At 66.3% G+C, this 23,667-nt stretch carries 25 protein-coding genes; 17 read left to right on the top strand and 8 right to left on the bottom strand.

The window, feature by feature from the left end; all coding sequences use genetic code 11:
- Positions 1-27: 27 nt before the first annotated feature.
- Genes pgl through zwf form a run of 3 tightly spaced genes read right to left on the bottom strand, consistent with a single transcriptional unit; the run spans position 28 to position 3,187 of the window.
- Entirely contained in the window at positions 28-750 is a 723-nt protein-coding gene (pgl, locus tag H3005_RS10345; protein ID WP_191078112.1) for a 6-phosphogluconolactonase, read from the bottom strand.
- Positions 747-1,754 carry a glucokinase gene (glk, locus tag H3005_RS10340; protein ID WP_025878808.1) on the bottom strand — a complete coding sequence of 336 codons (1,008 nt, stop codon included), beginning with the start codon at positions 1,752-1,754 and terminating at the stop codon, positions 747-749. Before glk ends, pgl begins: the two co-directional genes overlap by 4 nt.
- A complete protein-coding gene (zwf, locus tag H3005_RS10335) occupies positions 1,751-3,187 on the bottom strand; it encodes a glucose-6-phosphate dehydrogenase (RefSeq protein WP_089240355.1) in 1,437 nt (478 codons plus the stop codon). The genes glk and zwf overlap by 4 nt, the downstream gene beginning before the upstream one ends.
- 352 nt (positions 3,188-3,539) lie before the next feature.
- On the opposite strand from zwf, the gene ugpC reads away from it, so the two are divergent.
- On the top strand, positions 3,540-4,622 hold the full coding sequence (ugpC, locus tag H3005_RS10330; RefSeq protein WP_191078111.1) for a sn-glycerol-3-phosphate ABC transporter ATP-binding protein UgpC: 1,083 nt from the start codon (positions 3,540-3,542) through the stop codon (positions 4,620-4,622).
- A gap of 127 nt (positions 4,623-4,749) precedes the next feature.
- On the opposite strand, the gene H3005_RS10325 is transcribed toward ugpC, so the two are convergent.
- Entirely contained in the window at positions 4,750-5,625 is an 876-nt protein-coding gene (locus H3005_RS10325) for a folate-binding protein YgfZ (RefSeq protein WP_191078110.1), read from the bottom strand.
- Between the two features lie 269 nt (positions 5,626-5,894).
- Between H3005_RS10325 and sdhC the strand changes: the two genes are divergently transcribed.
- From sdhC to H3005_RS10275, 9 genes are all read left to right on the top strand, one after another.
- Positions 5,895-6,287, top strand: a complete 393-nt coding sequence (gene sdhC, locus H3005_RS10315; RefSeq protein ID WP_089240360.1) for a succinate dehydrogenase, cytochrome b556 subunit — start codon at positions 5,895-5,897, stop codon at positions 6,285-6,287.
- The gene (sdhD, locus tag H3005_RS10310) at positions 6,284-6,670 is read left to right on the top strand and encodes a succinate dehydrogenase, hydrophobic membrane anchor protein (RefSeq protein ID WP_025878813.1); all 387 of its coding nucleotides are present in this window, start codon (positions 6,284-6,286) and stop codon (positions 6,668-6,670) included. Before sdhC ends, sdhD begins: the two co-directional genes overlap by 4 nt.
- 31 nt (positions 6,671-6,701) lie before the next feature.
- Positions 6,702-8,492, top strand: coding sequence for a succinate dehydrogenase flavoprotein subunit (gene sdhA / locus H3005_RS10305; RefSeq protein ID WP_025878814.1), 1,791 nt, complete (start codon positions 6,702-6,704; stop codon positions 8,490-8,492).
- Positions 8,493-8,558: 66 nt separating this feature from the next.
- The gene (locus H3005_RS10300; RefSeq protein WP_025878815.1) at positions 8,559-9,344 is read left to right on the top strand and encodes a succinate dehydrogenase iron-sulfur subunit; all 786 of its coding nucleotides are present in this window, start codon (positions 8,559-8,561) and stop codon (positions 9,342-9,344) included.
- A 73-nt stretch (positions 9,345-9,417) separates the two neighbouring features.
- Positions 9,418-9,666, top strand: a complete 249-nt coding sequence (locus H3005_RS10295) for a succinate dehydrogenase assembly factor 2 (protein ID WP_108267043.1) — start codon at positions 9,418-9,420, stop codon at positions 9,664-9,666.
- A complete protein-coding gene (locus H3005_RS10290; protein WP_191078109.1) occupies positions 9,617-10,066 on the top strand; it encodes a hypothetical protein in 450 nt (149 codons plus the stop codon). The genes H3005_RS10295 and H3005_RS10290 overlap by 50 nt, the downstream gene beginning before the upstream one ends.
- A gap of 23 nt (positions 10,067-10,089) precedes the next feature.
- Positions 10,090-11,331 (top strand): lipoprotein-releasing ABC transporter permease subunit, encoded by a 1,242-nt coding sequence (locus H3005_RS10285; RefSeq protein WP_191078108.1) that lies wholly within the window; start codon positions 10,090-10,092, stop codon positions 11,329-11,331.
- The gene (gene lolD / locus H3005_RS10280; protein WP_089240372.1) at positions 11,324-12,037 is read left to right on the top strand and encodes a lipoprotein-releasing ABC transporter ATP-binding protein LolD; all 714 of its coding nucleotides are present in this window, start codon (positions 11,324-11,326) and stop codon (positions 12,035-12,037) included. Before H3005_RS10285 ends, lolD begins: the two co-directional genes overlap by 8 nt.
- Before the next feature lie 246 nt (positions 12,038-12,283).
- Complete coding sequence (locus H3005_RS10275; protein WP_191078107.1) at positions 12,284-12,733, top strand: DUF6491 family protein; 450 nt, start codon at positions 12,284-12,286, stop codon at positions 12,731-12,733.
- Between the two features lie 67 nt (positions 12,734-12,800).
- Here H3005_RS10275 and H3005_RS10270 read toward each other — a convergent pair whose 3' ends face one another.
- The 3 genes from H3005_RS10270 to ftsY form a co-directional block, all read right to left on the bottom strand.
- A complete protein-coding gene (locus tag H3005_RS10270) occupies positions 12,801-13,070 on the bottom strand; it encodes an oxidative damage protection protein (protein WP_093820188.1) in 270 nt (89 codons plus the stop codon).
- Positions 13,071-13,075: 5 nt separating this feature from the next.
- Entirely contained in the window at positions 13,076-14,200 is a 1,125-nt protein-coding gene (mutY, locus tag H3005_RS10265) for an A/G-specific adenine glycosylase (protein ID WP_223880186.1), read from the bottom strand.
- 94 nt (positions 14,201-14,294) lie between these two features.
- On the bottom strand, positions 14,295-15,632 hold the full coding sequence (gene ftsY, locus H3005_RS10260) for a signal recognition particle-docking protein FtsY (RefSeq protein WP_191078106.1): 1,338 nt from the start codon (positions 15,630-15,632) through the stop codon (positions 14,295-14,297).
- A gap of 132 nt (positions 15,633-15,764) precedes the next feature.
- Here ftsY and H3005_RS10255 point away from each other — a divergent pair, with 132 nt between their 5' ends.
- Entirely contained in the window at positions 15,765-16,067 is a 303-nt protein-coding gene (locus H3005_RS10255; protein WP_191078105.1) for a hypothetical protein, read from the top strand.
- A 253-nt stretch (positions 16,068-16,320) separates the two neighbouring features.
- On the opposite strand, the gene htpG is transcribed toward H3005_RS10255, so the two are convergent.
- Complete coding sequence (gene htpG, locus H3005_RS10250) at positions 16,321-18,213, bottom strand: molecular chaperone HtpG (RefSeq protein ID WP_191078104.1); 1,893 nt, start codon at positions 18,211-18,213, stop codon at positions 16,321-16,323.
- A 522-nt stretch (positions 18,214-18,735) separates the two neighbouring features.
- On the opposite strand from htpG, the gene rsmD reads away from it, so the two are divergent.
- The 6 genes from rsmD to H3005_RS10220 all read left to right on the top strand — a co-directional run bounded on the left by rsmD (position 18,736) and on the right by H3005_RS10220 (position 23,565).
- Entirely contained in the window at positions 18,736-19,314 is a 579-nt protein-coding gene (gene rsmD / locus H3005_RS10245; protein WP_191078103.1) for a 16S rRNA (guanine(966)-N(2))-methyltransferase RsmD, read from the top strand.
- Between the two features lie 26 nt (positions 19,315-19,340).
- Positions 19,341-19,850: a pantetheine-phosphate adenylyltransferase gene (coaD, locus tag H3005_RS10240; RefSeq protein ID WP_008267036.1), complete on the top strand. Its 510-nt coding sequence runs from the start codon at positions 19,341-19,343 to the stop codon at positions 19,848-19,850.
- Between the two features lie 78 nt (positions 19,851-19,928).
- Positions 19,929-20,420 (top strand): hypothetical protein, encoded by a 492-nt coding sequence (locus H3005_RS10235; protein ID WP_089240385.1) that lies wholly within the window; start codon positions 19,929-19,931, stop codon positions 20,418-20,420.
- A 132-nt stretch (positions 20,421-20,552) separates the two neighbouring features.
- Positions 20,553-20,834: a YfhL family 4Fe-4S dicluster ferredoxin gene (locus H3005_RS10230; protein ID WP_025878828.1), complete on the top strand. Its 282-nt coding sequence runs from the start codon at positions 20,553-20,555 to the stop codon at positions 20,832-20,834.
- Positions 20,831-22,558: a gamma-glutamyltransferase gene (ggt, locus tag H3005_RS10225; protein ID WP_191078102.1), complete on the top strand. Its 1,728-nt coding sequence runs from the start codon at positions 20,831-20,833 to the stop codon at positions 22,556-22,558. The genes H3005_RS10230 and ggt overlap by 4 nt, the downstream gene beginning before the upstream one ends.
- 119 nt (positions 22,559-22,677) lie before the next feature.
- Entirely contained in the window at positions 22,678-23,565 is an 888-nt protein-coding gene (locus H3005_RS10220) for an MBL fold metallo-hydrolase (RefSeq protein WP_191078101.1), read from the top strand.
- Positions 23,566-23,667: the final 102 nt, after the last annotated feature.

Genomic DNA, 23,667 nt, shown 5'->3' with positions numbered 1-23,667 from the left:
GGCGACGGCAGGGCGCCGCCGCCGACATCAATCAGCCCAGTGGACGCGCAGGCGCGCGCCGTCCAGGTTGATCGCGTTGAGGATCGGATACTGCTGGGGGTCGTTGCTGTCCAATGCCTGGCGCAGCACCTGCAGCTTCTGCTTGCCGCGCAGCAGCAGCAGGCGCTGGCGGCACTGGCCGAGGCCGCGCGGGGTCAGGGTGATGCGCAGCGGCCACTGGTTGGCACCGGGGCAGCCGGTGGCATCAAGCGCGGCATACGGCAGGGTGCTTTCGAGGGCGCGCTGCAGGTCGCGCGAGCCCGGGAACAGCGAGGCGGTATGGCCGTCATTGCCCATGCCCAGTGCGACCAGGCTTGGCCGCTGGCTGTGCTGGGCCTGCAGGTTGGCGGTGTACACGCACTCCGGCAGCGGCTTGCCGATCCGCACCAGCGGATCGAAGTGCGCGCCTTCGGCACGTGTAAGCAGGTTCTCGCGTACCAGCCATGCATTGCTGTCGCGATCCTGCGGCGACAACCAGCGCTCGTCGGCCAGGCTCACTTCAACGCGGTCCCAATGCACGTCCAACTCGGCCAGCGCCTGGTACACCGGTGCCGGCGTGGTACCGCCGGACAACAGGATGCGTGCGCGGCCCAGCTCGTTGATGTCGTGGTTGATCGCCTGTGCCATTTCGGCAGCGACCGCTTCGATCCAGCCATCGGCATCGCCATGGTTGATGAACTCGATACGGTCGTCGTGGAAGGTGGGGCTCATGCGGCAACTCCAGGTGCGTCACGTTCGGCGTCGGCAGCATAGGCAGCGGCGCCCAGCAGTCCGGCGTGGGGATGCATCACGGCCAGCGACGGCACCCGCGCCATGATCGAAGAGAACCGGCCCTTGTGTTCGAAGCGCTGGCGGAAACCGGAGTGCTGCAATGAATCGAGCATCTTCGGAGTCAGCCCGCCGGTCAGGAACACGCCGTCCCAGGCGCCCTGGGTCAGCACGAGATCACCGGCAATGGCGCCGAACACCGCGCAGAACACATCCACGGTACGCATCGCCTGTGGATCGCCGTGCAGGGCGCGGGCGGTCACGTCCACCGGTTGCAGTTGGCCCGGGTCGATACCCGCCATCTCGCAGATTGCGCGATGGATGTTGACCAGGCCGGGGCCGCAGATCAGCCGCTCGTTGGAGACGCGCCCGAACTGCTCGGACAGGATCTCCAGGATGCGGATCTCTTCCGGCGTTCCCGGCGGGAAGCTGACATGGCCGCCTTCGGTTTCCAGCGGGTAACAGCGGCCGTGGCGAAGGATCAGGCCGCCGACGCCGAGGCCGGTACCCGGCCCGATCACTGCGTAGTTGCGCGGCTGGCCCGGCTTGCCCGGAACCCAGGCGGCACCGCCGACCTGGACCACGTCATCGGGCTGCAGCAGCGAGATCGCCATCGCCTGCGCGGCGAAGTCGTTGATCAGGTGCAGTTCGTTGAAACCCAGCATCGCGGCTGTGCGGCTGCGCGAGATCACCCACGGATGGTTGGTGATGCGGGCTTCGTCACCATCGACACGACCGGCGACTGCGAACACGCCACGGCTTGCGGTGGCGCCGATCTGTTCCAGATGGTGGCGCGCGGCATCACCCAGCGACGGGAACTCCGCCACTGCGTATTCGCGGATGCTCTCTTTCAGCAGCGGGGCGTCCTGCGAGGTGTCGGCAAGGGCGAAGCGGGCATTGGTGCCACCGATGTCGGCGACCAGCACGGGCTGGCTGCTGGCGCTCATTCCGACGCTCCGCTATCCGGCGCATCCACGCCCTGCGGCAGGAAGTCGACCGCGTTGGCCGGGCCCCATTGGCCGGCCGGGTAGGGTTCCAGCGGCAGGTCGGCCGCCTTCCATGCATCGGCGACGCTGTCGATCCAGGCCCAGGCGGCGCGCACTTCGTCATCGCGCACGAACAGGGTGTGGTTGCCGTTGAAGGCGTCCAGGAACAGGCGTTCGTAGGCGATACGGCGATGCAGGCCAGTCGGCACTGACAGTTCCAGTTCCAGTGGCTGCAGTTCCAGTGCGCCCCATTCCGGGCCGGCCAGGCTGCTCATCAGGCCCAGTTCGATGTTCTCCTGCGGCTGCAGCTGGAACACCAGGCGGTTCGGTGCGGCCTGCGCACGCTGCGGACGCTCGAACAACCAGTGCGTGACCGGCTTGAGGGTCACCACCACGCGGGTGGTGCGCTCGGGCAGTCGCTTGCCGGTGACCAGGTGGAACGGCACGCCGCTCCAGCGCCAGTTGTCGATGTGCGCGGTGACGCCGGCGAAGGTCTCCACGTCGCTGCCTTCCGGCGGCTGGTAGGCCTGTGCGGGCTGGCCGTTGATGCTGCCGGCGGTATAGCGGCCACGCACGCTGTCACGCGCTGCGTGCTTGGCATCCAGCGGGCGCAGCGCACGCAGTACCTTGACCTTCTCGTCGCGGATGCGGTCGGCTTCCAACGACGCCGGCGGCTCCATCGCCACCATGCACAGCAGCTGCAGAATGTGGCTCTGCACCATGTCGCGCAGGGCGCCGGAGCGCGCGTAGTAGGCATCGCGGCCATCCACGCCTTCGCTTTCGGCGACCAGGATGTGCACCGATTCGATGTAGTTGCGGTTCCATACCGCTTCCAGCAGCGTGTTGCCGAAGCGCAGCGCGATCAGGTTCTGTACCGCCGCCTTGCCCAGGTAGTGGTCGAGGCGGAACACGCGGTCTTCGTCGATCCACTGGCCGATGGTGGTGATGATCTCCTCGGCGCTTTCGCTGTCGCTGCCGATCGGCTTTTCCAGCATCAGGCGCGCCGGTGCGGCCAGTGCGCCGCCCTTGGCCAGGCCTTCGCAGGTGGAGATGTACAGGCCCGGCGGGATCGCCAGGTAGCTCACGCAGCGGCGGTCGACGAGGTCGGATACCGCGGCGGCGACCGAGTCGACGTCGCGCAGGTCGACCGAGCGGTAGTCGATGCGACGCAGCAGAGAGGCGATGTCCTCCTGGCTGGCCATCGGCATCGCCTGCTGCAGTCGTGGCCGCAGGATGTCATGGAAGGCTTCGGTGTCGTGGCCTGACAGGGCCAGCGCACGGATGCGGAAATCCTCCGGCAGCAGGCCGTCGCCGAGCAGGCGCAGCAGCGAAGGGAACAGGTAGCGCTGGGCCAGATCACCTGTGGCACCAAACAGGAAGAGTGTGTCGTGCATCGCTCGAGTTTCAGATCCGGGTGACATCGTTGTCAATCGCTTCATGGCTGGGTTCGGGGGACATCCGCGCAACTGCCTGTCCGAGGCTGATCTGGATCGGCTTTCCGGGTTGCCGGAGCACCGTTCCAATCGAAACCACTACAGCGGCAACCCTTCGTTCGGTCGACGATGCAGGTCGGCGCGCACCGACTGTCGGATAGTGCCACGTGAAAACGTTTACATGGCAGAATGGGCAACTGTATTCGATTGCAGTGGTCGCCGTCATGCGGCGACCGCGCAATCATCACTGCCATCGGGAGGGCCGAGGCAGTCCCAAAAGACAGCCCGGCGTCGGGCGGACTGGATGAGTGAAATGGCAAAAGTGCAGTTGCAGGGTGTGCGCAAGGTCTACGACAACGGCCAGGTCGCGGTGAAGGACGCCACCTTCGAGGTCGCCGACGGCGAACTGATGGTGCTGGTCGGCCCGTCCGGGTGTGGCAAATCGACCCTGCTGCGGATGGTGGCGGGTTTGGAAGAGATCAGCGGCGGCACGCTGACCATCGGTGATCGCGTGGTCAACGACGTGGCGCCCAAAGATCGCGACATCGCGATGGTGTTCCAGAGTTACGCGCTGTACCCGCACATGACCGTGGCCGAGAACCTGGCCTTTGGCCTGAAGCTGCGCGGGCATGACAAGGCGACCATCGACAAGCGCATCAGCGAAGCCGCGCAGACGCTGGGCCTGACCGAGATGATGGACAAGCTGCCCAAGGCGATGTCCGGCGGCCAGCGCCAGCGTGTTGCACTGGGCCGTGCGCTGGTGCGTGAGCCGGCGGTGTTCCTGCTCGACGAGCCGCTGTCCAACCTTGACGCCAAGCTGCGCCACAGCGTGCGCACCGAGATCGCGCAGCTGCACCGCAAGCTGGGCACCACGATGATCTACGTGACCCACGATCAGGTCGAGGCGATGACCCTTGGCCAGCGCATCGTGGTGCTGAAGGACGGCATCATCCAGCAGATCGACACGCCCATGGCGCTGTACGACCGCCCGGCCAACCTGTTCGTGGCCGGCTTCCTCGGCAGCCCGGCGATGAACGTGCTACGCGGCACGCTGCAGGGCGACGCCGGTGGCGTGACCGTGGTTGATGGCGCGTGGCAGGCTCCGCTGGGGCAGGCGACGATCGATCCGGCGTGGCTGCAGAAGCCGATCGCGGTGGGCGTGCGTCCCGAACACCTGCAACCGGCAGACAGCGAAGACACCCATGCGTTCACCGCGCGCGTCGAAGGCATCGAGCCGGTCGGCAACGAGATCTTCGTCAACATGAGCAGCGGCCAGCACGCGCTGACCATGCGCGTTGCGCCGCAGTCGCTGCCGGGCGTGGGCGAGGACATCCGGGTGGCGATCCACCCGCAGGGCCTGCATTTCTTCAACCCGGAAACCGGCGAGCGCCTATAGTCCTGTAGAGCCGAGCCCACGCTCGGCTGCTTCATCGCAGTGCGGACCAACGGTCCGCACCCACCGGAACAGGGTCTCGGGCTCGGTAGATCCACGCCATGCGTGGATGACGTACCGTATCGGCGCTTCAGCGCGCCAACCCGTCCAGCAGTGGCATCCGCCGCGCGGGCGCATCACCCACCTGCAGTTCGCTGTCGCCGGTCTCCAGCGGCAGCACCGCCAGCGCCAGGTCGCCGGCCACGCTGGCCAGGGTGCCGAGCGCGACGCCGTCCTGCTGTACGCCATCGCCGGCCTGCGCCGGTGCTGCGGTGTGCAGCAGCTGCACCGCGCGTTTGGCCTTGCCGAGGAAATGGGTGCGCGCGACGATTTCCTGTCCGGGGTAGCAGCCCTTCTTCACGCTGTAGCCGTTGAGGCGGTCCAGGCCCAGCTGCTGCGGGGTCCACACCTCGCGCTGGCTCGCTTCCAGTCGCGGCAGGCCAAAGCGCAGGTCGGCCTGGCGCCAGGCCAGAGCAAAGGCGGCGTCACCGGTTTCGTCGCTGGCCGGGAAGGCCTCGACCGGGCCGATGCGCAGCGTGCGGGGAAGTGCGTCGCTGCCCAGGTCCAGTTCCCAGCCGTGGCTGCCGGCCTGCGCGATGGCGGCGCCGGTGGCGGCTTCCGGCGCAGTAAAGGCCCCGGCCACTGCCAGGTCGGCATGCACCTGCAATTTCACTTTGCGGCGGAACACGAACCGCTGCAGTTGCGACGCAATCGCATCGGCATCGCCGTCGGCGAGCACCAGCAGCACATGGTCATCGGCCAGCCGCAGCAGCTGAAACACTGCCAGGGTGCGGCCTTTGGCGCTCAGCCACGCGCTCCATTGCCAGTGCAGCAGGGGCAGGGCGGTCACGTCGCTGCTGAACTGGGCATGGGCAAAAGCCACTGCATCCACGCCCTGCAGGCTCAGCAATTGATGGCCGGGCAGGCGCGGATATGCGACGAAAGCAGGGGGAAGGTTGTCAGGCACGTGAACGAGGTCTAAAATTTGTGCGTTGCGAGACCCATCATGATAGGCCAAACAACCCCCACTCCCGACGCCGAAGCTGAAGCCCCGCTGGTTCCCCCGGTCCCTGTGCCCGTGGAACAACCAGAGGTGGAAGAAGAATTCGGTGGCCGCGGCGGACTCGATCCGGTGCGGTATGGCGATTGGGAAAAAAACGGACGCTGCATCGATTTTTGATCAGCATTGAGCCAACGCGGCCTTATGCCGCCCAGCCGAGACAACGAGCCCAGCGAATGGCGACCAGACAACGTCCCCTTTCTCCGCACCTTCAGGTGTATCGCTGGCAGATTCAGATGGCCACCTCGATCCTGCATCGAGCCACTGGCGTCTTTCTGTCTGTTGGTGCCCTCATCATCGCCGGAGGCCTGTTGGCTCTGATGATGGGGCCCGAATCCTGGAACTGCTTCACCGGCCATGCCGGGGCCTGGTATGGCCGCGTGTTCCTGTTCGCGTGGACATGGTCGTTCGCCTATCACCTGTGCAATGGCATCCGCCATATCGTGCAGGACTTCGCGATCGGATTCCGCATTGCCACCTTCATCCGCAGCAGCTGGATGTCGGTGATCGGCAGCCTGCTGATCACCCTGGCGGTGTGGGCCTATGTGATGTTCGGAGGTGCCGCGTGAGCAAGTTCCGTACCCCGTTGAAGGGCGTGCGTGGTCTCGGTTCAGCCAAGACCGGCACCGAGCACTTCGTGCATCAGCGCCTGACCGCCGCCGCACTGGTTGTGCTGGGCATCTGGTTCCTGGTGTTCGTGCTGGGCCTGCTGGGCTCGGATTACGTGACCGCCACTGCCGCGATCGCCAAGCCGTGGAACGCCGTTCCGCTGATCGGCCTGCTGATCGCCATGTTCTGGCACGCCCAGCTCGGCCTGCAGGTCGTGCTGGAGGACTACATCCACGAATCGCTGCTGGCCCTGGTGCTGCAGACCGCGGTGAAGTTCGTCGCCGTGCTCGGCATGATCGTCAGTGTGTTTGCGGTGGGCCGCATCGCCCTCGGCGTTGCCTGAGCCCAGGCGCCAAGACAGGAATCCAGACTAGATGTCCGCTTACAAGATTACCGAACACAAGTACGACATGGTCGTGGTGGGCGCCGGCGGCGCCGGCCTGCGTGCCACGTTCGGCCTGGCCGCCAAGGGCCTGCAGACCGTGTGCCTGACCAAGGTCTTCCCGACCCGGTCGCACACCGTCGCCGCCCAGGGCGGTATCTCCGCTGCGCTCGGCAACATGGGCGAGGACGACTGGCGTTACCACTTCTTCGACACCATCAAGGGTTCGGATTGGCTGGGCGACCAGGACGCCATCGAGTACATGTGCCGTGAAGCGATTCCGGCGATCATCGAGCTCGAGCACTACGGCGTGCCGTTCAGCCGCACCGCCGAAGGCAAGATCTACCAGCGTCCGTTCGGTGGCATGACCACCCAGTACGGCGAAGGCCCGGCGGCGCAGCGTACCTGCGCGGCGGCCGACCGTACCGGCCACGCGATGCTGCACACGCTGTACCAGCAGTCGCTGAAGCACGACGCACGCTTCATGATCGAGTACTTCGCACTCGACCTGATCTTCGATGACGAAGGTGCCTGCCGCGGCGTGCTGGCGTTGGACATGTCCGACGGCACGCTGCACCTGTTCCGCGCCCAGGGCGTGGTGCTGGCCACCGGCGGCTACGGCCGTGCCTACTTCAGCGCCACCTCGGCGCACACCTGCACCGGCGACGGTGGCGGCCTGGCCATGCGCGCCGGCATCGCCATGCAGGACATGGAGTTCGTGCAGTTCCATCCGACCGGCATCTACGGCGCTGGCTGCCTGATCACCGAGGGTGTCCGCGGTGAAGGTGGCATCCTGCGCAACAGCAGCGGCGAGCGCTTCATGGAGCGCTACGCACCGCACTACAAGGATCTGGCGTCGCGTGACGTGGTCAGCCGTTCGATGACCATCGAAATCCGCGAAGGCCGCGGCGTCGGCGAGCACAAGGACCACATCCTGCTCGACCTGACCCACCTCGGCCCGGGCGTGATCGACGACAAGCTGCCGGGCATCGCCGAGAGCGCCCGCATCTTTGCTGGCGTCGACGTGCACAAGCAGCCGATCCCGGTGATCCCGACCGTGCACTACAACATGGGCGGCATTCCGACCAACTACCACGGCGAAGTGGTGCGCAAGGACGGCGAGAACCCCGATGCGGTCGTGCCGGGCCTGTACGCCATCGGCGAAGCGGCCTGCGTTTCGGTGCACGGTGCCAACCGCCTGGGCTCGAACTCGCTGCTGGATCTGGTGGTGTTCGGGCGTGCGGTGGCCAATCGTTGCGCTGCGACGATCACCCCGGGCGCGGCGCACAAGACCCTGCCGGCCGACGCCTGCGACAAGGCGCTGGGCCTGCTGGACAAGTTGCGCCACGCCAACGGCGATACGCCGACGTCGGTCATCCGCGATCGCATGCAGCGCACCATGCAGGCTGACGCGGCGGTCTTCCGTACCAGCCAGACGCTGAAGGAAGGCTGCGAGAAGATGGACAAGATCTTCGACTCGTTCCAGGACGTAAAGGTCTCCGACCGTTCGCTGGTCTGGAACTCGGACCTGATCGAGACCTACGAGCTGAACAACCTGCTGCTGAATGCGGTGGCGACGATCAACTCGGCCGAGCAGCGCAAGGAAAGCCGCGGCGCACACGCGCACGAGGACTTCCCGGACCGCGACGACGTCAATTGGCAGAAGCACACCCTGGTCAGCGTGGACGAGAAGGGCAAGTGCAGCTTCGACTACCGTCCGGTGCACATGTACACGTTGACCGATGACGTGTCCGTGGTGCCGCCGAAGCCGCGCGTGTACTGATCCGACCCCGCCTAACATGCAATCCGCGCCCTCGGGCGCGGGCCGCCTGAGCCAACGAGAGCAGCCATGGCCGAGTTTTCACTCCCCAAGAATTCCAAGATCACGAAGGGCAAGCACTTCCCCGCCAAGACCGGCGGCAAGAACGTGCGCACCTTCAAGATCTACCGCTGGAGTCCGGACGACGACAGCAATCCGCGCACCGATACCTATGATGTCGATCTGGACGCCTGCGGCCCGATGGTCCTGGACGCGCTGATCAAGATCAAGAACGAGATCGACCCGACCCTGACCTTCCGCCGCTCGTGCCGCGAAGGCATCTGTGGTTCGTGCGCGATGAACATCGACGGCACCAACACCCTGGCCTGCACTCGAGCCATCTCGGACTGCGGCAAGAAGGAAGTGCCGATCTACCCGCTGCCGCACATGAACGTGGTCAAGGATCTGGTTCCGGACCTGACCCACTTCTATGCGCAGTACGCCTCGATCAAGCCGTGGATCCGCACCCAGACCCCGGCACCGCCGGACCGTGAGCGCCTGCAGTCGCCAGAAGACCGCAAGAAGCTGGACGGTCTGTACGAGTGCATCCTGTGCGCGTGCTGCTCGACCAGCTGCCCGAGCTACTGGTGGAACGGCGAGCGTTACCTGGGCCCGGCGATCCTGCTGCAGGCCTACCGCTGGATCATCGATTCGCGCGACGAGGACACCGGTGCGCGCCTGGACGATCTGGAAGATCCGTTCAAGCTGTACCGCTGCCACACCATCATGAACTGTGCCCGGACCTGCCCGAAGGGCCTGAACCCGGCACTGGCGATCGCCGAGATCAAGAAGCTGATGATGGAACGCCGCGCCTGATACGGCGCCGGGTAGCTGCATGACCCCAGTAGAGCCACGCCATGCGTGGCTTTGCTGTATCTGGAGAGACACGATGGAAGAAGATGTTCTGCTGAAGAAGCTGCGCTGGCGTTGCCGGCGCGGCATGCGCGAACTGGACCAGTTGTTCGGCCGCTACCTGGACCGCGAATGGGGCAGTGCGCCGACCGAAGAGCGCGAGGTTTTCCTGTTCCTGCTCGACTGCGAGGACGATAAGTTGTGGCGCTGGTTCATGGGCTACGAGGCCTGCCCACATGCGCACGCCGTGCCCCTCATGCACAAGATCCTCGCCCTCAAGCCTTGAGTGGCGTGCGTCGCGGCTGCAGGCCGGTGCTCAGCTGGCTGTACTGCTGGCCGCGCCGTGGCTGCTGCGCGCTTCGGATCTGCCGTCCACGCATCTGATTCCCGCGCTGATCGGGGTCTGGGTGCTTGGCCTCGCCGAACTGGCCTGGCGCCTGCGGCGGCCCCGCGTGGTGGTGCAGCTGCCGCCCGTGCCCGAGCCACTGCGCGTGGACGGCCACGACGTTCCCGCGCCGCAGCTGGTGGTGCGCGGGCCGTGGCTGCTGCTGCACTGGCGCGAGGGCTGGCACCGTCGACGGCTGTTGTTCTGGCCGGACGTGCTCGATCGCGGGCAGCGACGTGAACTGCGACTGGCCGTATCCGCACGCGGCGTTTCCCGTCAGCCCCGGTCGGTGGCACCATAGGCTGAATCGACTGGCGTGCCTGCATGTTCAAACCCATTCCCGTGGCCATTGGCCTGCGCTACCTGCGCGCCAAGCGCCGCAACGGCTTCATCTCTTTCATATCGATGGCATCGATCCTGGGCATCGCGCTCGGGGTGACGGTGCTGATCACCACGCTGGCGGTGATGAGCGGTTTCCAGAAGGAGATCCGCAGCCGCCTGCTGCAGATGACCGCACACACCACCATCAGCCGCGACGGCGAACCGATGCCGGACTGGATGCGCGTGGTCGATGTGGCCAGCAAGGATCCGCGCGTGGCCGGTGCTGCGCCGTATATCGAGATCCAGTCGATGATCAGCGGCCCGCGTGTGCAGGGTGCAATCATCCAGGGCATCGACCCGGCGCTGGAGCCGAAGGTGTCGGTGATCGACAAGAAGGTCACCAAGGGCAGCTACGGCAGCCTGACCCCGGGCAGCTTCAACCTGCTGCTGGGCAAGGAACTGGCGGTCTGGCTGGGCGTGGACGTCGGTGACCAGGTGCTGGTGACCTTCGCGGAAGTGCAGGGCACGCCGGCCGGCGCGGTGCCGCGGATGAAGCGCTTCACCGTCAGCGGCATCTTCGAGGCCGGTTACAACGAAGTCGATCGCGGTGTGGGTTTTGCCAACATGAAGGACCTGGAGCGCGTACTGCGTTCCGATGGTGCCACCGGCGTCCGCCTGAAACTGCATGACATGGACCGCTCGCTGGAGGTGGGCGTGGACCTGGCGCAGAACCTCGGCGGCGCCTATCGGGTCAGCGACTGGACCCAGCAGAACGCCAACCTGTACCACTCGCTGCGCATGGAAAAAGTGGTGATGGGCATCCTGCTCTCGCTGATCATCGCCATGGGCGCGTTCAACCTGGTGTCCTCGCAGGTGATGCTGGTGACCGACAAGCAGGCCGACATCGCGATCCTGCGCACCCTCGGCCTGACCCCGGGCGGGGTGATGCAGGTGTTCATGGTGCAGGGCTCGCTGATCGGCATCTTCGGCACCCTCGCAGGCCTGATCGGCGGCATTACCCTGACCTTGAACCTGGAGCGCATCCTCGGCGCGATCGAAGCGGTGTTCAAGATCAAGCTGCTGCCGGAGGATGTGTACTACATCACCGGCCTGCCCACCGACATGCAGACCAGCGACATCGTGGTGATCACCCTGGTCGCGCTGCTGATGAGCTTCCTGGCCACTTTGTACCCCGCTTGGCGGGCAGCACGCACCCAGCCGGCGGAGGCCCTGCGCTATGAATAAGGTCTTCAACCGCGGCGATGAAGTGATCCGTGCCGAAGCGCTGGGCAAGACCTACGCTGAAGGGCGCATGCAGACCCCGGTGTTCGATGGCCTGGACCTGACGGTGACCGCAGGCGAGACGGTTGCGATCATCGGCGCCTCCGGTGCCGGCAAGAGCACGCTGCTGCACCTGCTGGGCGGGCTGGATACGCCGACCGCGGGCGAGGTCTATGTCACCGGCCAGCGCATGTCCGCGCTGTCGGACACCTCGCGCGGCCTGCTGCGCAACCAGGCGCTGGGTTTCGTCTACCAGTTCCACCACCTGCTGCCGGAATTCACCGCGCTGGAAAACGTGATGATGCCGGTGATGCTGGCCGGTACCGCAGTGGCGGAGGCCAGCACGCGTGCGACTGCGCTGCTGGAATCGGTCGGCCTCGGCCATCGCCTGGATCACAAGCCCGGCGAATTGTCCGGTGGCGAACGCCAGCGTGCTGCAGTGGCGCGCGCGCTGGTCAATCACCCGGCCTGCGTGCTGGGTGACGAGCCGACCGGCAACCTGGATGACCGCACGGCGGCGACAGTGTTCGAGTTGATGCTCGAGCTGAACCGTGCCCGCCACACCAGCCTGGTGCTGGTCACCCATGACCGCTCGCTGGCGCGGCGCCTGGACCGGGTGCTGGAACTGCGCGAAGGGCGCCTGCACGCGCTGGCCCACGCCGACGTCTGAGCGGGCTGGGCCCGCTTTGGTAGATGCCGACCTTGGTCGGCTGCTCCTGCAGGCCAAGCGCCAACCAAGGTTGGCGACTACCGGAGTCGATGCCGGCCGTGGTCGGCTGGTCCTGCAGGGCAGGCGCCAACCGAGGTTGCCATCGACCTCGGACCGCCGACCAACGGCTGAACTGGGCCGCCGGCCGTCGCGCCGGCGCTGCCTGACTGGGCGCATGATGTGCACAGTTCGTCCGTGGAGATCGCCATGAAGATCCCGTTGTTGATCGCCGGGCTGTGCCTGGCCCTGGCTGGCTGTGCAACCACTGGCCGCTTGGGCAGTGCCGAGAAGCTGGAGCTGTATCGTGCCCACGCCGGCGCACCGCAGAAGGACATGCAGTTCTTCGGCAGCCTCAATGGCTGGACCGAACTGGGCGACAGCGCGCTGGCGGTCTGGACCAAGCCCAGCGAGGCCTACCTGCTGGAGCTGAGCGGGCCGTGCCCGGATCTGTCCTACGCGCCAGCGATCGGCTTGACCAGCCACATGGGCCGTGTCTCGGCACCGTTCGACAAGGTGCTGGTGCGCGACCCGACCAACGGCCCGCGCATGCCGTGCTTCATCAAGACCATCCGCAAGCTGGACGTGAAGTCGCTGCGGGCGGAGGAGAAGGAAATGCGCCAGGCACAGGTGCAGGAGCGCGAAGAATCCACGAACTAGGCCGGTAGCGCCGGGCCATGCCCGGCGGATGCGGGAACGCCGGGCATGGCCCGGCGCTACCTCCAGATCAGGCTTCCGGGGTGAAACCAGCAGGTTTCTCCGCGTCCTTCTCGAACAGGAACTTCACCAGTTCCGTTTCCAGCAATGCGCGATGCTCCGGCTTGCGCGGGGAGAGGCGGTTCTCGTTGATCAGCATGGTCTGGTGTGCCAGCCATGCGGTCCACGCCGGCTTGCCGATGTGGTTGAACACGCGCTGGCCCAGCTCACCCGGGTAAGGCACGAAGTCCAGGCCCTCGGCATCGCGTTGTTCGTACTGGCAGAAGACGGTTCGGGGCATGGCACTCACTCGTGGTTGCGGGATTTTGCGGAGGTTCGCTTCGGGGCCTTGATGGGCGTGCCATCAAGCAGTTTTCGGATGGGGGCCGGCAGGCCCAGTGCAGACAGTTCGGCGGCGCCGACCCAGCGCAGCGTGGGTTCTTCCACGCGCAGGCCGTGCACCTGCCGTGACAATACCTGCAGATGCAGCTTGTAGTGGCTGAAGGTGTGCTGCAGCACCGGTAGTTCCTCGGCATCTTCCAGTGAACCATCGACGTGCACGTCGAACCAGTCCTGGAGCTCGCTGCCCGCATCTGCCTGCGGAAGCGTCCAAAGCTGCGCCCAGATGCCGGTATCCGGCCGCTTCTGCAGCAGCACGCGCTGCTGCTTGTCGCGCAGCAGCAGGGCCACCGCCTCGCGTTCGGGCAGCACCTTGCTCGGCTTTGCTGTTGGCAGCTCGGCCGTGCGGCCTTCGCGACGGGCCACGCAATCGGCCTGCAGCGGGCAGATCACGCAGGCTGGTCTGGCGCGGCTGCAGACCGTCGCACCGAGGTCCATCTGCGCCTGGGTGTAGTCCGCCATGCGCCCCGCCGGCACCTGCGCGACCTGCGCTTCGGCGATGGCCCACAGATGCTTTTCGACGGCGGGCAGGCCAGGAAAGCCTTCGACGCCGTGATAGCGGCTGAGCACGCGCTTGACGTTGCCGTCGAGGATCGCGACCGGGTCGTTCCAGGCCTGGCTGAGGATCGCGCCGGCGGTGCTGCGGCCGATGCCGGGCAGGTCGTGCAGGGCATCGAAATCACGCGGCAGGTCGCCCCCGTGTTCGCTCACGCATCGCTTGGCGGCCGCATGCAGATTGCGCGCACGCGCGTAATAACCCAGCCCGGCCCACTGCGCCATCACCGCGTCGTTGCTGGCGGCGGCAAGGTCGGGCAGGGTGGGGAAGTGCTGCAGGAAACGGTGGAAGTACGGAATGACCGTTGCCACCTGGGTCTGCTGCAGCATGATCTCGGACAACCAGACCCGATACGGGCTGCGCGGATGCTGCCAGGGCAGGTCGTGGCGGCCGTGGTCGTCGAACCAGTGCAGCAGGCGGGCGACGAAGCCGTGCTCGGGGGCTGGCATGGCGCTGGCGTTCTGCTGGCGGGGCATTGGTACTCCAAAAGGCAGCCACCCATGGGGTGGCTCTACTACGGCAGCGGCCGGTCACCCAGTAGAGCCACGCCATGCGTGGCTGCACGGTGTGTCAGGCACCCAGCGCTTCGGGCAACAGGGCGTCGACGAAAGCTTCCGGATCGAACACGCGCAGATCTTCCGGGCGCTCGCCGATGCCGGCGAAACGGATCGGAATGCCGAACTCACGGGCCAGCGCGAACACCACGCCGCCCTTTGCGGTGCCGTCCAGCTTGGTCACCACCAGGCCGGTCACCTTGACCGCGGCATTGAACTGGCGCAGCTGCGAAAGCGCGTTCTGGCCAGTGGTACCGTCGATCACCATCAGCACTTCGTGCGGCGCGTTTTCGTCGATCTTGCCGAGCACGCGGCGGATCTTGCCCAGCTCGTTCATCAGCCCGGACTGGGTGTGCAGGCGGCCGGCGGTATCGGCGATCAGTACCGACGTGCCACGGGCCTTGCCGGCCTGCAACGCGTCGTAGGCCACCGAGGCTGCATCGGCGTTCTGCCCCTGCGCGACCACGGCCACGCCGTTGCGCTCGCCCCAGATCTGCAGCTGGGCCACGGCGGCAGCGCGGAAGGTATCACCAGCGGCCAGCATCAGGCTGTGGCCCTCGTCCTTGAAGCGCTTGGCCAGCTTGCCGATGGTGGTGGTCTTGCCGACGCCGTTGACGCCGACGGTCAGCACCACGAAGGGCTTGGCGTTGCGGTCGATGACCAGCGGCTTGGACACCGGCTGCAGGATCGCGATCAGATCGGCGCGCAGTGCTGCCAGCAGGGCGTTGGCATCGATGAATTCGCGCGCCTTCATGCGCTTGCGCAGGTCGGCGATCAGGTCGGTGGTGGCGGCAACGCCGACATCGGCGGTCAGCAGCGCGGTCTCGATCTCGTCCAGCAGGTCGTCATCGAGCTTGGGATTGCGCGAGAACAGGCCGCCGAAGCTGCGGGCGAATGCGCTGTTGCGCAGGCGCTCGCGCCAGCCGGGCTTGCCGGCCGGGGCAGGCGGGGCATCGACCAGCACCGGCAGGTCGGCGGCGGGGGCGGCCGGTTCCTGCGCGGGGATGACCGGGGCCAGCGGAGCGAGGACCGCAGCGGCGGCGGCCGCTTCGGCGGCGAAGTTCTCCGGTGCCAGCACGCGTTCCGGCAGGGCTTCGGCAGTGGTTTCCTGCGGCGCTTCCAGCGTTGCCTGCGAGGGCGGCGCTGCTGACGTTGCGGGCGCGACGACTTCGGCCGTGGCGGTTGGCACCGGCGCTTCTGCCACGGGCGGGGCTACCGGTGCGGCCGGGGCCTGCTCGGGCGGCGCGGCCGACGGGAATGCCGCCGCCAGCTCTTCAGCCGAGTAGTGCTGGGTCTTGGGCGCGTCCGGTGTGGCGGCGTCCTGGGGCTTCTTGCGGCGGAAAAAACTGAGCATTGGCAAAAGGCGCTGAAATCAGAGGGATATGCTACCACCCGGGCCTGTCTGGCCGGCGTGGACTCAAGGTCGCAGCCGCGCGGCCGTTAACCGGTGCGGAAGGCTGCGTTGGGTGGCCTGAGAGACCACCCGATGAACGATGTGACCGGTATTGCCCTCAGCGGGATGCGTTCGGCCCAGCGGGGCGTGCAGGTGGCCGCGCACAACGTGGCCAACCTGGCGACCGCGGATGCACCGCGCCTGCAACTGCAGCGCGAAGCCGCAGCGCAGGGCGGGGTGGACTCCCGCGTGATCTCCACTGGTGACACCGACCCGACCACGCCACTGGGCGACCTGTTGGCCGCCAAGGCCGAGGTGGTGGCCTTTGCTGCCAACGCTGCGGTGATCCGCCGCGAGGACCAGATGCTGGGCTCGCTGCTGGATCGACAGGCCTGATCCGACCGGCTCTGGGCGTGCCGGTTGCCGGCCTTGTAACCGCGGCCTGTTTCTGCGGAATACCAACCTCGCCGTGCTTCGGGGGACAACCGCGATCCGCTCTGGTAGGTGCCAACCTTGGTTGGCACGCTTTTGCAGTCGAACCAAACGCCAACCAAGGTTGGCACCTACCAGTGCAGCGACAGCGCCAACCAAGGTTGGCCTCTACCGGGGCAATGGCGGTGCCAACCGGGCTGGGCGATACCGGCATCGATCAGGCCGACAGCTCCAGCAGCAGCTTGTTCAGACGGGCCACGTAAGCACCCGGATCCTTCAGGCTGTCGCCGGCGGCCAGTGCAGCCTGGTCGAACAGCACCCGGCCCAGGTCGTCGAAACGTGCGCCGTCGGCTTCGGCATCCAGCTTGGCGATCAGCGGGTGACCCGGGTTGATCTCCAGTACCGGCTTGCTGTCAGGCACCTTCTGGCCGCTGGCTTCCAGGATCTGGCGCATCTGCAGGCCCAGGTCCTGTTCGCCGATGGCCAGCACCGCCGGCGAATCGGTCAAGCGGTGCGACACGCGCACTTCGGCCACGTCATCGCCGAGCACGTTCTTCAGGCGCTCGACCAAGCCTTGCTTGTCCTTGGCAGCAGCTTCCTGTTCCTGCTTGTCCGCTTCGCTTTCCAGCGCGCCCAGATCCAGATCGCCACGGGCGATGTCGACGAAGCCCTTGCTGTCGAAATCGGTCAGGTAGCCCATCAACCACTCGTCGATGCGGTCGGTCAGCAGCAGGACTTCGATGCCCTTCTTGCGGAACACTTCCAGGTGCGGGCTGTTGCGCACCTGGCTGTAGCTCTCGCCGGTCAGGTAATAGATCTTGTCCTGGCCTTCGGCCATGCGTCCGATGTAGTCGGCCAGCGACACGGTCTGCGCATCGGCCTCGCCACGGGTGGAAGCGAAGCGCAGCAGGCCGGCGACCTTTTCGCGGTTGTTGTAGTCCTCGGCCGGGCCTTCCTTCAGCACCTGGCCGAATTCCTTCCAGAACGTGGCGTACTGCTCGGGCTTGTCGTTGGACAGCTTCTCCAGCATGTCCAGCGAACGCTTGGTCAGCGCGGCCTTCATCGAATCGATGACCGGGCCGGACTGCAGGATTTCGCGCGAGACATTCAGCGACAGGTCGTTGGAATCGACCACGCCCTTGATGAAGCGCAGGTACAGCGGCAGGAACTGCTCGGCCTGGTCCATCACGAACACGCGCTGCACGTACAGCTTCAGACCCTTGGGTGCATCGCGGTGGTACAGGTCGAACGGCGCACGGCCCGGCACGTACAGCAGCGAGGTGTACTCCAGCTTGCCTTCGACCTTGTTGTGGCTCCAGGCCAGCGGATCGCTGTGATCGTGGGCGACGTGCTTGTAGAACTCGGTGTACTCGGCATCGCTGATTTCGGTACGCGGGCGGGTCCACAGCGCGCTGGCGCGGTTGACGGTCTCCCACTCGATCGCGGCGCCTTCTTCAGCGTCTTCCTTGGGCATCTGGATCGGCAGGCCGATATGGTCGGAGTACTTCTTGAGGATGCTGCGCAGGCGCCAGCCGTCGGCGAAGTCGTGCTCGCCATCCTTCAGGTGCAGCACGATGCGGGTGCCGCGCTCGGCCTTGTCGATGGTGGCGACATCGAAATCGCCTTCGCCACGCGAGGTCCAGCGCACGCCTTCACTGGCAGCCAGGCCGGCGCGACGCGAGGTGACTTCGACTTCGTCGGCGACGATGAAGGCGCTGTAGAAGCCGACGCCGAACTGGCCGATCAGCTGCGAGTCCTTCTTCTGGTCGCCGGACAGCTGGCGCAGGAAGTCGCCGGTGCCGGACTTGGCGATGGTGCCAAGGTGGGTGATGGCATCGGCGCGGCTCATGCCGATGCCGTTGTCTTCGATGGTGATGGTGTGCGCGGCCGGATCGAAGCTGACGCGCACGCGCAGTTCGCTGTCGCCTTCCAGCAGCTCGGGCTGGGTCAGGGCTTCGAAGCGCAGCTTGTCGGCGGCGTCGGCGGCATTGGAGACCAGCTCGCGGAGGAAGATCTCCTTGTTGGAGTACAGCGAGTGGATCATCAGCTGCAGCAGCTGCTTGACTTCGGTCTGGAAGCCAAGGGTTTCGGTCTGGATCGTCTCGGACATCGGTTAGGGCTCCATGTGCAATGCCGCGCAAGCGCGTGCGGCCTCGCCAAGGGGTAAGGGTGATTGTCCCGAAATCAAGGGGTTGGTCGGGCAGGGCTGCGCCCTGCACCCGCAGAGGCCAGGGCAACAGCAACAGCGGCATTCCGTGGGATGGCGGGGCACTGTGGGTTCGCGGGGACGCCGTGAACCCGTCCATGGGGGCTTGGTCGCCGCATCCATGCGGCTCACACCCCGCGAACCCACAGTGCCCCGCCTTCGACAGTTGGCCGGTGGCCAGTAGATCCACGCCATGCGTGGATGGAAATCTGTCAGATTCGGATTGCGTCTGGGGCAGAGCCCCCTGAGTCAGGGGGCGGCCGCGAAGCGGCGGGGGTATGGGCGTTGGTAAGGGGGGCCCGCGTTTCGCGCAGCGAAGCGTGGGAGCGACAGCGCGCATGCGTTGGCGCGTACCCGGGCGCAGCCCGGCCGAACTACAATTCCGCTCATGCTGAAATTCTCGAATACCTCCCGCCGGGGGCGCCGATGAGCGGCCGTGGTGGCAATGACGGCCAGGTCCGCATCATCGGCGGGCGCTGGCGCAATACCCGGCTGCCGGTGCCGACCCTGCCGGGCCTGCGGCCCAGCAGCGACCGCGTACGCGAAACCCTGTTCAACTGGCTGATGCCCAAGCTGGGCGGGGCACGCGTGCTGGACCTGTTCGCCGGCAGCGGTGCGCTGGGCCTGGAAGCCGTCTCGCGCGGTGCCGCGCATGCCACCCTGGTCGAACGCGATCCGCAGCTCGCGCGCAATCTGTCCGCGGCCGTATCCAAACTGCAGGCGGGCGACAGCGTCACGGTCGCTCAGGCCGACGCGCTGCGCTGGCTGCAGGCCGCGCCGGCGCAGCAGGCCGATCTGGTGTTCATCGACCCGCCGTTCGCCGACGGCATGTGGCAGGACGTGCTGGCCCAGCTGCCGCGGCATCTGGCCGCCGATGCCTGGCTGTACCTGGAGTCGCCGTCCAGCCACGTGCCGGTGCTGCCCCCGGAATGGCTGCTGCACCGCGATGGCAGCACCCGCGAGGTGCGCTTTGCCCTGTACCGCCGTGCCGCTGCTACACTTTGACCTCATCTGAACATCTGCAACCGCCCATGACCGTGGCCAACCGCCGCATCGCCGTCTATCCCGGCACGTTCGACCCCATCACCAACGGTCATATCGACCTGGTGAGCCGGGCCGCGCCGCTGTTTGAAAAGGTCGTGGTGGGCGTGGCGCAGAGCCCCTCGAAGGGACCGGCACTGCCGCTGGAACAGCGCGTGCAGCTGGCGCGCGGCGCCCTGGGCCATCACAGCAACGTCGAGGTCATCGGCTTCGATACGCTGCTGGCCCATTTTGTACGTTCGGTGCAGGGCGGGGTGCTGCTGCGCGGCCTGCGCGCGGTGTCCGATTTCGAATACGAGTTCCAGATGGCAAGCATGAACCGCCACCTGATTCCGGAGGTCGAGACCCTGTTCCTGACCCCGGCCGAGCAGCACAGCTTCATCTCGTCCTCGCTGGTCCGCGAGATCGCACGCCTGGGGGGTGATGTGTCCGGCTTCGTGCCGGCCGCCGTGCTCGAGGCGCTGCGCAAGGTCCGCGAAGCGAAGTCGGCGCAGTCGTAAGCCCTGCCCAGCAGTAGATCCTGTAGTACCACGCACCCCATTACGCACACCAACACGCAACATTCCGGGAGGAAACCCATGAACAACACCATGCGCGCGATGCTGATCGCCTCGTTTGCCCTGGCTTTCACCGCCTGCAAGAAGGAAGAAGCCGCTCCGGTCGACGAAGCCAAGCAGGCGCTGGTCGCCCCGGCCAAGGAAGACGACGCAGGCTGGAAGAAGTACCTGCAGGAAGTGGCCATCCAGAACATGGGCAACATCACCAACAGCCCGTTCCTGTACTACCTCTCGCCGGAAACCGACCCGGACTTCCAGGCCAAGTACGAGCGCCAGACCGAAAGCGCGACCCAGGCCGTGGCCCGTGGCGTGCAGCCGGGCAACATGCTGGCCTTCGGTTCGTCGGCCTCGGGCAAGATGGCTGACATGATCCAGGTCGTGTTCAAGGACGTCTCGCCGGATTCCATGAAGGGCGTGCGCGTCGTCTTCATCGGCCAGTCCGCCGACAACGCCCGCGTCCAGGCCGTGGTCCAGCCGACCGGTGCCGAATACATTTTCGTCGAAGCCAAGTAAGACCGAGCCGAGGCGGTCGTGCTGCGGCACGACCCGGGCGGCGCCCTGCGATGGGCGCCGCTGATGACCTGACCGGCCCGCGCGCCCGCGCAGGCCGGTCCTTGTCCCAAGGCGCGGGCGTGGAGTATCGCCATGTCGCTGAAAATCAATGAGCTCTGCGTCAACTGTGACGTATGCGAGCCGGCCTGCCCGAACCAGGCCATCACGATGGGTGAAACCATCTACGTGATCGACCCCGCCCGCTGTACCGAGTGCGTGGGCCATTTCGACGAACCGCAGTGCGTGGTCGTGTGCCCGGTCGAATGCATCGACCCCGATCCGGACATCGTCGAAACCGAAATCGAGCTGCTGGCCAAGTTGCGCCAACTGCAGCACGATCATCCCGAACTCTATGCGGAGCCCCCATCCGAATGAAGCCGTTCGCCCGCCCCCTGTTGTTGCTCGGCCTGCTGCTGAGCCCCTTTGCCTGGGCTGATGCCCCGGCCCGCGCCGAGCGCCCTGATGGCGCCGCGATCGCCAGCGGCCACGCTTTGGCCACCCAGGCCGGTGTCGACATCCTGGCCCAGGGCGGCAACGCCTTCGATGCGGCGGTGGCGGTGTCCTCCACCCTGGCCGTGGTCGAGCCGATCAGTTCTGGACTGGGCGGCGGCGGCTTCTTCCTGCTGCACGATGCGGCGACCGGCAAAGACGTGATGCTGGACGCGCGCGAGACCGCACCGGCCGCGGCCACGCCGCAGGCCTTCCTCGACAAGAAGGGCGACCTGGACCGCGATCGTTCGGTCAATGGCCCGTGGTCGGCCGGCATTCCCGGCCTGCCGGCGGCGCTGGTCGAACTGTCGGCCAAGCACGGCAAGCTGCCGCTGGCGGCCTCGCTGCAGCCGGCGATCCGCATCGCGCGTGAAGGCTTCCCGGTCTATGAGCGCATGGCCAAGGGCTATGCCTCGCGCCGCGAAGTGATGGAACGTTATCCCGGTACGCGCGAGGTCTACCTGCGCAATGGCAAGCCGATCGCCACCGGTGACCTGTTCAAGCAGCCGGAACTGGCGCAGACCCTGGAGCGCCTGGCAGCCGGTGGCTTCGATGGCTTCTACAAGGGCCAGACAGGCAAGCTGCTGTTGGCCGGCGTGAAGCAGGCCGGTGGCAAGTGGACTGCCGAGGAACTGGCCGGCTACCGCGTCAAGCAGCGCGCGCCGATCGTCTTCAACTACAACGGCTGGAAGATCACCACCGCGCCGCCGCCGTCCTCCGGTGGCATCGCCCTGGCCAGCATGCTGCAGATCCTGGAAGGCTGGGACATCAAGCAGATGGATGCGGCGCACCGCACCCATCTGGTGGTCGAGTCGATGCGCCGTGCCTACCGTGACCGCACCTTCTTCCTCGGCGATCCGGATTTCGTGCAGATCCCGCAGAAGGTGCTGGCCAGCAAGGATTACGCGCAGGGCCTGCGTGCGACCATCCACCCGGAAAAGGCCACCCCCAGCGACCTGCTGTCGGGCAACCCGACGCCGCTGGAAGATGACGAGACCACCCATTTCTCGATCATCGACCGTGACGGCAACCGCGTCGGCGCCACCCAGACCGTCAACCTGCTGTACGGCTCGGGCCTGATTCCGAAGGGAACGGGTGTGCTGCTGAACAACGAGATGGACGACTTCGCGCTGAAGCCGGGCACGCCAAACGCCTTTGGCGTGATGGGTTACGCCGCCAATGCACCGAAAGCGGGCAAGCGCATGCTCAGCTCGATGACGCCGACGTTCATGGAGAACGACGACAAGGTGATCGTGCTGGGCACGCCCGGTGGCAGCCGCATCATCACCATGGTGCTGCTGGGCATCCTCGGCTACGACGCTGGCCTGGATGCGCAGCAGGTCGCCGCGCTGCCGCGCTACCACCACCAGTGGCTGCCGGACCTGATCGAGGCCGAGAGCAACGCTTTCGACGCTGGCACCATCAAGCAGTTGCAGGCGATGGGCCACAAGATAGACCTGCCGGGCGAGGTCGCCGCCGGTGGCCGTGGTTCCAGCCATGTGTGGGGCAACCTGCAGACGGTGGAGTGGGACCGCAAGGCCAACAAGCTGTTTGGCGGCAGCGATCCGCGCAACCCGGTTGGCAGCGCCCAGGTCGTGCCGGCTCCCTGATCCGGCGGTAGCGCCGGGCCATGCCCGGCGGACGCAGACCTGAGAACCCCGCCTTTACCGGCGGGGTTTTTGTTTTCCCGCTAGCGATTATTTAACGAGCGGCGACCGATAATTGCGCCATGAAACTATGGTCGATCCGCGGTAATACCCAGCGCCTGGATGGCGGTGCGATGTTCGGCAACGCACCGCGTGCATTGTGGGAAAAATGGGCAGCACCGGACGAGCTCAATCGCATTGAGCTGGCCTGTCGTGCGTTGTTGGCGAGCCCGCTTGAGGGGAAGACGGTGCTGTTCGAAACCGGCATCGGCGCGTTTTTCGATCCGCGCATGCGCGAGCGCTATGGCGTGCAGGAAAGCCAGCATGTGCTGATCGATTCACTGCGCGAAGCCGGTTTCGAGCACGAAGACATCGACGTGGTGGTGCTCAGCCATCTGCATTTCGACCATGCTGGCGGCCTGCTGGCCGCGTGGCGCGAAGGCCGTGAACCGGAACTGCTGTTCCCCAATGCGACGTACGTGGTCGGTGCGCAGCATTGGCAGCGCGCGTTGCAGCCGCACCCGCGCGATCGCGCCAGCTTCATTCCGGAACTGCCGGGTCTGCTGCAGGCCAGTGGGCGCCTGGAAGTGGTGGACGGTGAGTATTCGAAGGTGCTCGGCCACAGCGTGCTTTTCAGCTACAGCGACGGCCACACGCCGGGGCTGATGCTGGCCGAGATCGTGGGGCAGGGGCGCGCAGGCGCAGGGGCGCACGGCGGCGTGGTGTTCTGCGCCGATCTGATTCCCGGTCGTTCGTGGGTGCATGTGCCGATCACGATGGGCTACGACCGCAATGCCGAGCTGCTGATCGACGAGAAGCGGCAGTTCCTGGAAGACAAGCTGGCGCGCAACGTGCATCTGTTCTTCACCCATGACCCGCAGGTGGCGCTGGCGCAGGTCGGGCGGGATGAGAAGGGGCGTTTCGTTACGCTGCATGAGCAGGGCGAGCTGAAGGCGCGGGCGTTGGGGTGAGGTTTGCCGGCAGGGCTGCGCCCTGCACCTGCCGAAGCCGAAGCCGAAGCCGAAGCAACAGCAACAGCAACAGCGGGCTATCCGTGGGGTGGCGGGGCGGTG

The sequence above is a fragment of the Stenotrophomonas sp. Br8 genome (assembly GCF_014763005.1).
In the GTDB taxonomy this organism is placed as follows: domain Bacteria; phylum Pseudomonadota; class Gammaproteobacteria; order Xanthomonadales; family Xanthomonadaceae; genus Stenotrophomonas; species Stenotrophomonas lactitubi.
This window is presented reverse-complemented; position numbering and strand designations above follow the sequence as displayed.

Excerpts from the sequence above, each read along its gene's own strand:
- pgl (WP_191078112.1), bottom strand. The coding sequence starts at position 750 with ATGAGCCCCACCTTCCACGACGACCGTATCGAGTTCATCAACCATGGC.
- glk (WP_025878808.1), bottom strand. The coding sequence starts at position 1,754 with ATGAGCGCCAGCAGCCAGCCCGTGCTGGTCGCCGACATCGGTGGCACC.
- zwf (WP_089240355.1), bottom strand. The coding sequence starts at position 3,187 with ATGCACGACACACTCTTCCTGTTTGGTGCCACAGGTGATCTGGCCCAG.
- ugpC (WP_191078111.1), top strand. The coding sequence starts at position 3,540 with ATGGCAAAAGTGCAGTTGCAGGGTGTGCGCAAGGTCTACGACAACGGC.
- sdhC (WP_089240360.1), top strand. The coding sequence starts at position 5,895 with ATGGCGACCAGACAACGTCCCCTTTCTCCGCACCTTCAGGTGTATCGC.
- sdhA (WP_025878814.1), top strand. The coding sequence starts at position 6,702 with ATGTCCGCTTACAAGATTACCGAACACAAGTACGACATGGTCGTGGTG.
- H3005_RS10300 (WP_025878815.1), top strand. The coding sequence starts at position 8,559 with ATGGCCGAGTTTTCACTCCCCAAGAATTCCAAGATCACGAAGGGCAAG.
- H3005_RS10295 (WP_108267043.1), top strand. The coding sequence starts at position 9,418 with ATGGAAGAAGATGTTCTGCTGAAGAAGCTGCGCTGGCGTTGCCGGCGC.
- H3005_RS10290 (WP_191078109.1), top strand. The coding sequence starts at position 9,617 with ATGCGCACGCCGTGCCCCTCATGCACAAGATCCTCGCCCTCAAGCCTT.
- H3005_RS10285 (WP_191078108.1), top strand. The coding sequence starts at position 10,090 with ATGTTCAAACCCATTCCCGTGGCCATTGGCCTGCGCTACCTGCGCGCC.
- lolD (WP_089240372.1), top strand. The coding sequence starts at position 11,324 with ATGAATAAGGTCTTCAACCGCGGCGATGAAGTGATCCGTGCCGAAGCG.
- H3005_RS10275 (WP_191078107.1), top strand. The coding sequence starts at position 12,284 with ATGAAGATCCCGTTGTTGATCGCCGGGCTGTGCCTGGCCCTGGCTGGC.
- H3005_RS10270 (WP_093820188.1), bottom strand. The coding sequence starts at position 13,070 with ATGCCCCGAACCGTCTTCTGCCAGTACGAACAACGCGATGCCGAGGGC.
- mutY (WP_223880186.1), bottom strand. The coding sequence starts at position 14,200 with ATGCCCCGCCAGCAGAACGCCAGCGCCATGCCAGCCCCCGAGCACGGC.
- ftsY (WP_191078106.1), bottom strand. The coding sequence starts at position 15,632 with ATGCTCAGTTTTTTCCGCCGCAAGAAGCCCCAGGACGCCGCCACACCG.
- H3005_RS10255 (WP_191078105.1), top strand. The coding sequence starts at position 15,765 with ATGAACGATGTGACCGGTATTGCCCTCAGCGGGATGCGTTCGGCCCAG.
- htpG (WP_191078104.1), bottom strand. The coding sequence starts at position 18,213 with ATGTCCGAGACGATCCAGACCGAAACCCTTGGCTTCCAGACCGAAGTC.
- rsmD (WP_191078103.1), top strand. The coding sequence starts at position 18,736 with ATGAGCGGCCGTGGTGGCAATGACGGCCAGGTCCGCATCATCGGCGGG.
- coaD (WP_008267036.1), top strand. The coding sequence starts at position 19,341 with ATGACCGTGGCCAACCGCCGCATCGCCGTCTATCCCGGCACGTTCGAC.
- H3005_RS10235 (WP_089240385.1), top strand. The coding sequence starts at position 19,929 with ATGAACAACACCATGCGCGCGATGCTGATCGCCTCGTTTGCCCTGGCT.
- H3005_RS10230 (WP_025878828.1), top strand. The coding sequence starts at position 20,553 with ATGTCGCTGAAAATCAATGAGCTCTGCGTCAACTGTGACGTATGCGAG.
- ggt (WP_191078102.1), top strand. The coding sequence starts at position 20,831 with ATGAAGCCGTTCGCCCGCCCCCTGTTGTTGCTCGGCCTGCTGCTGAGC.
- H3005_RS10220 (WP_191078101.1), top strand. The coding sequence starts at position 22,678 with ATGAAACTATGGTCGATCCGCGGTAATACCCAGCGCCTGGATGGCGGT.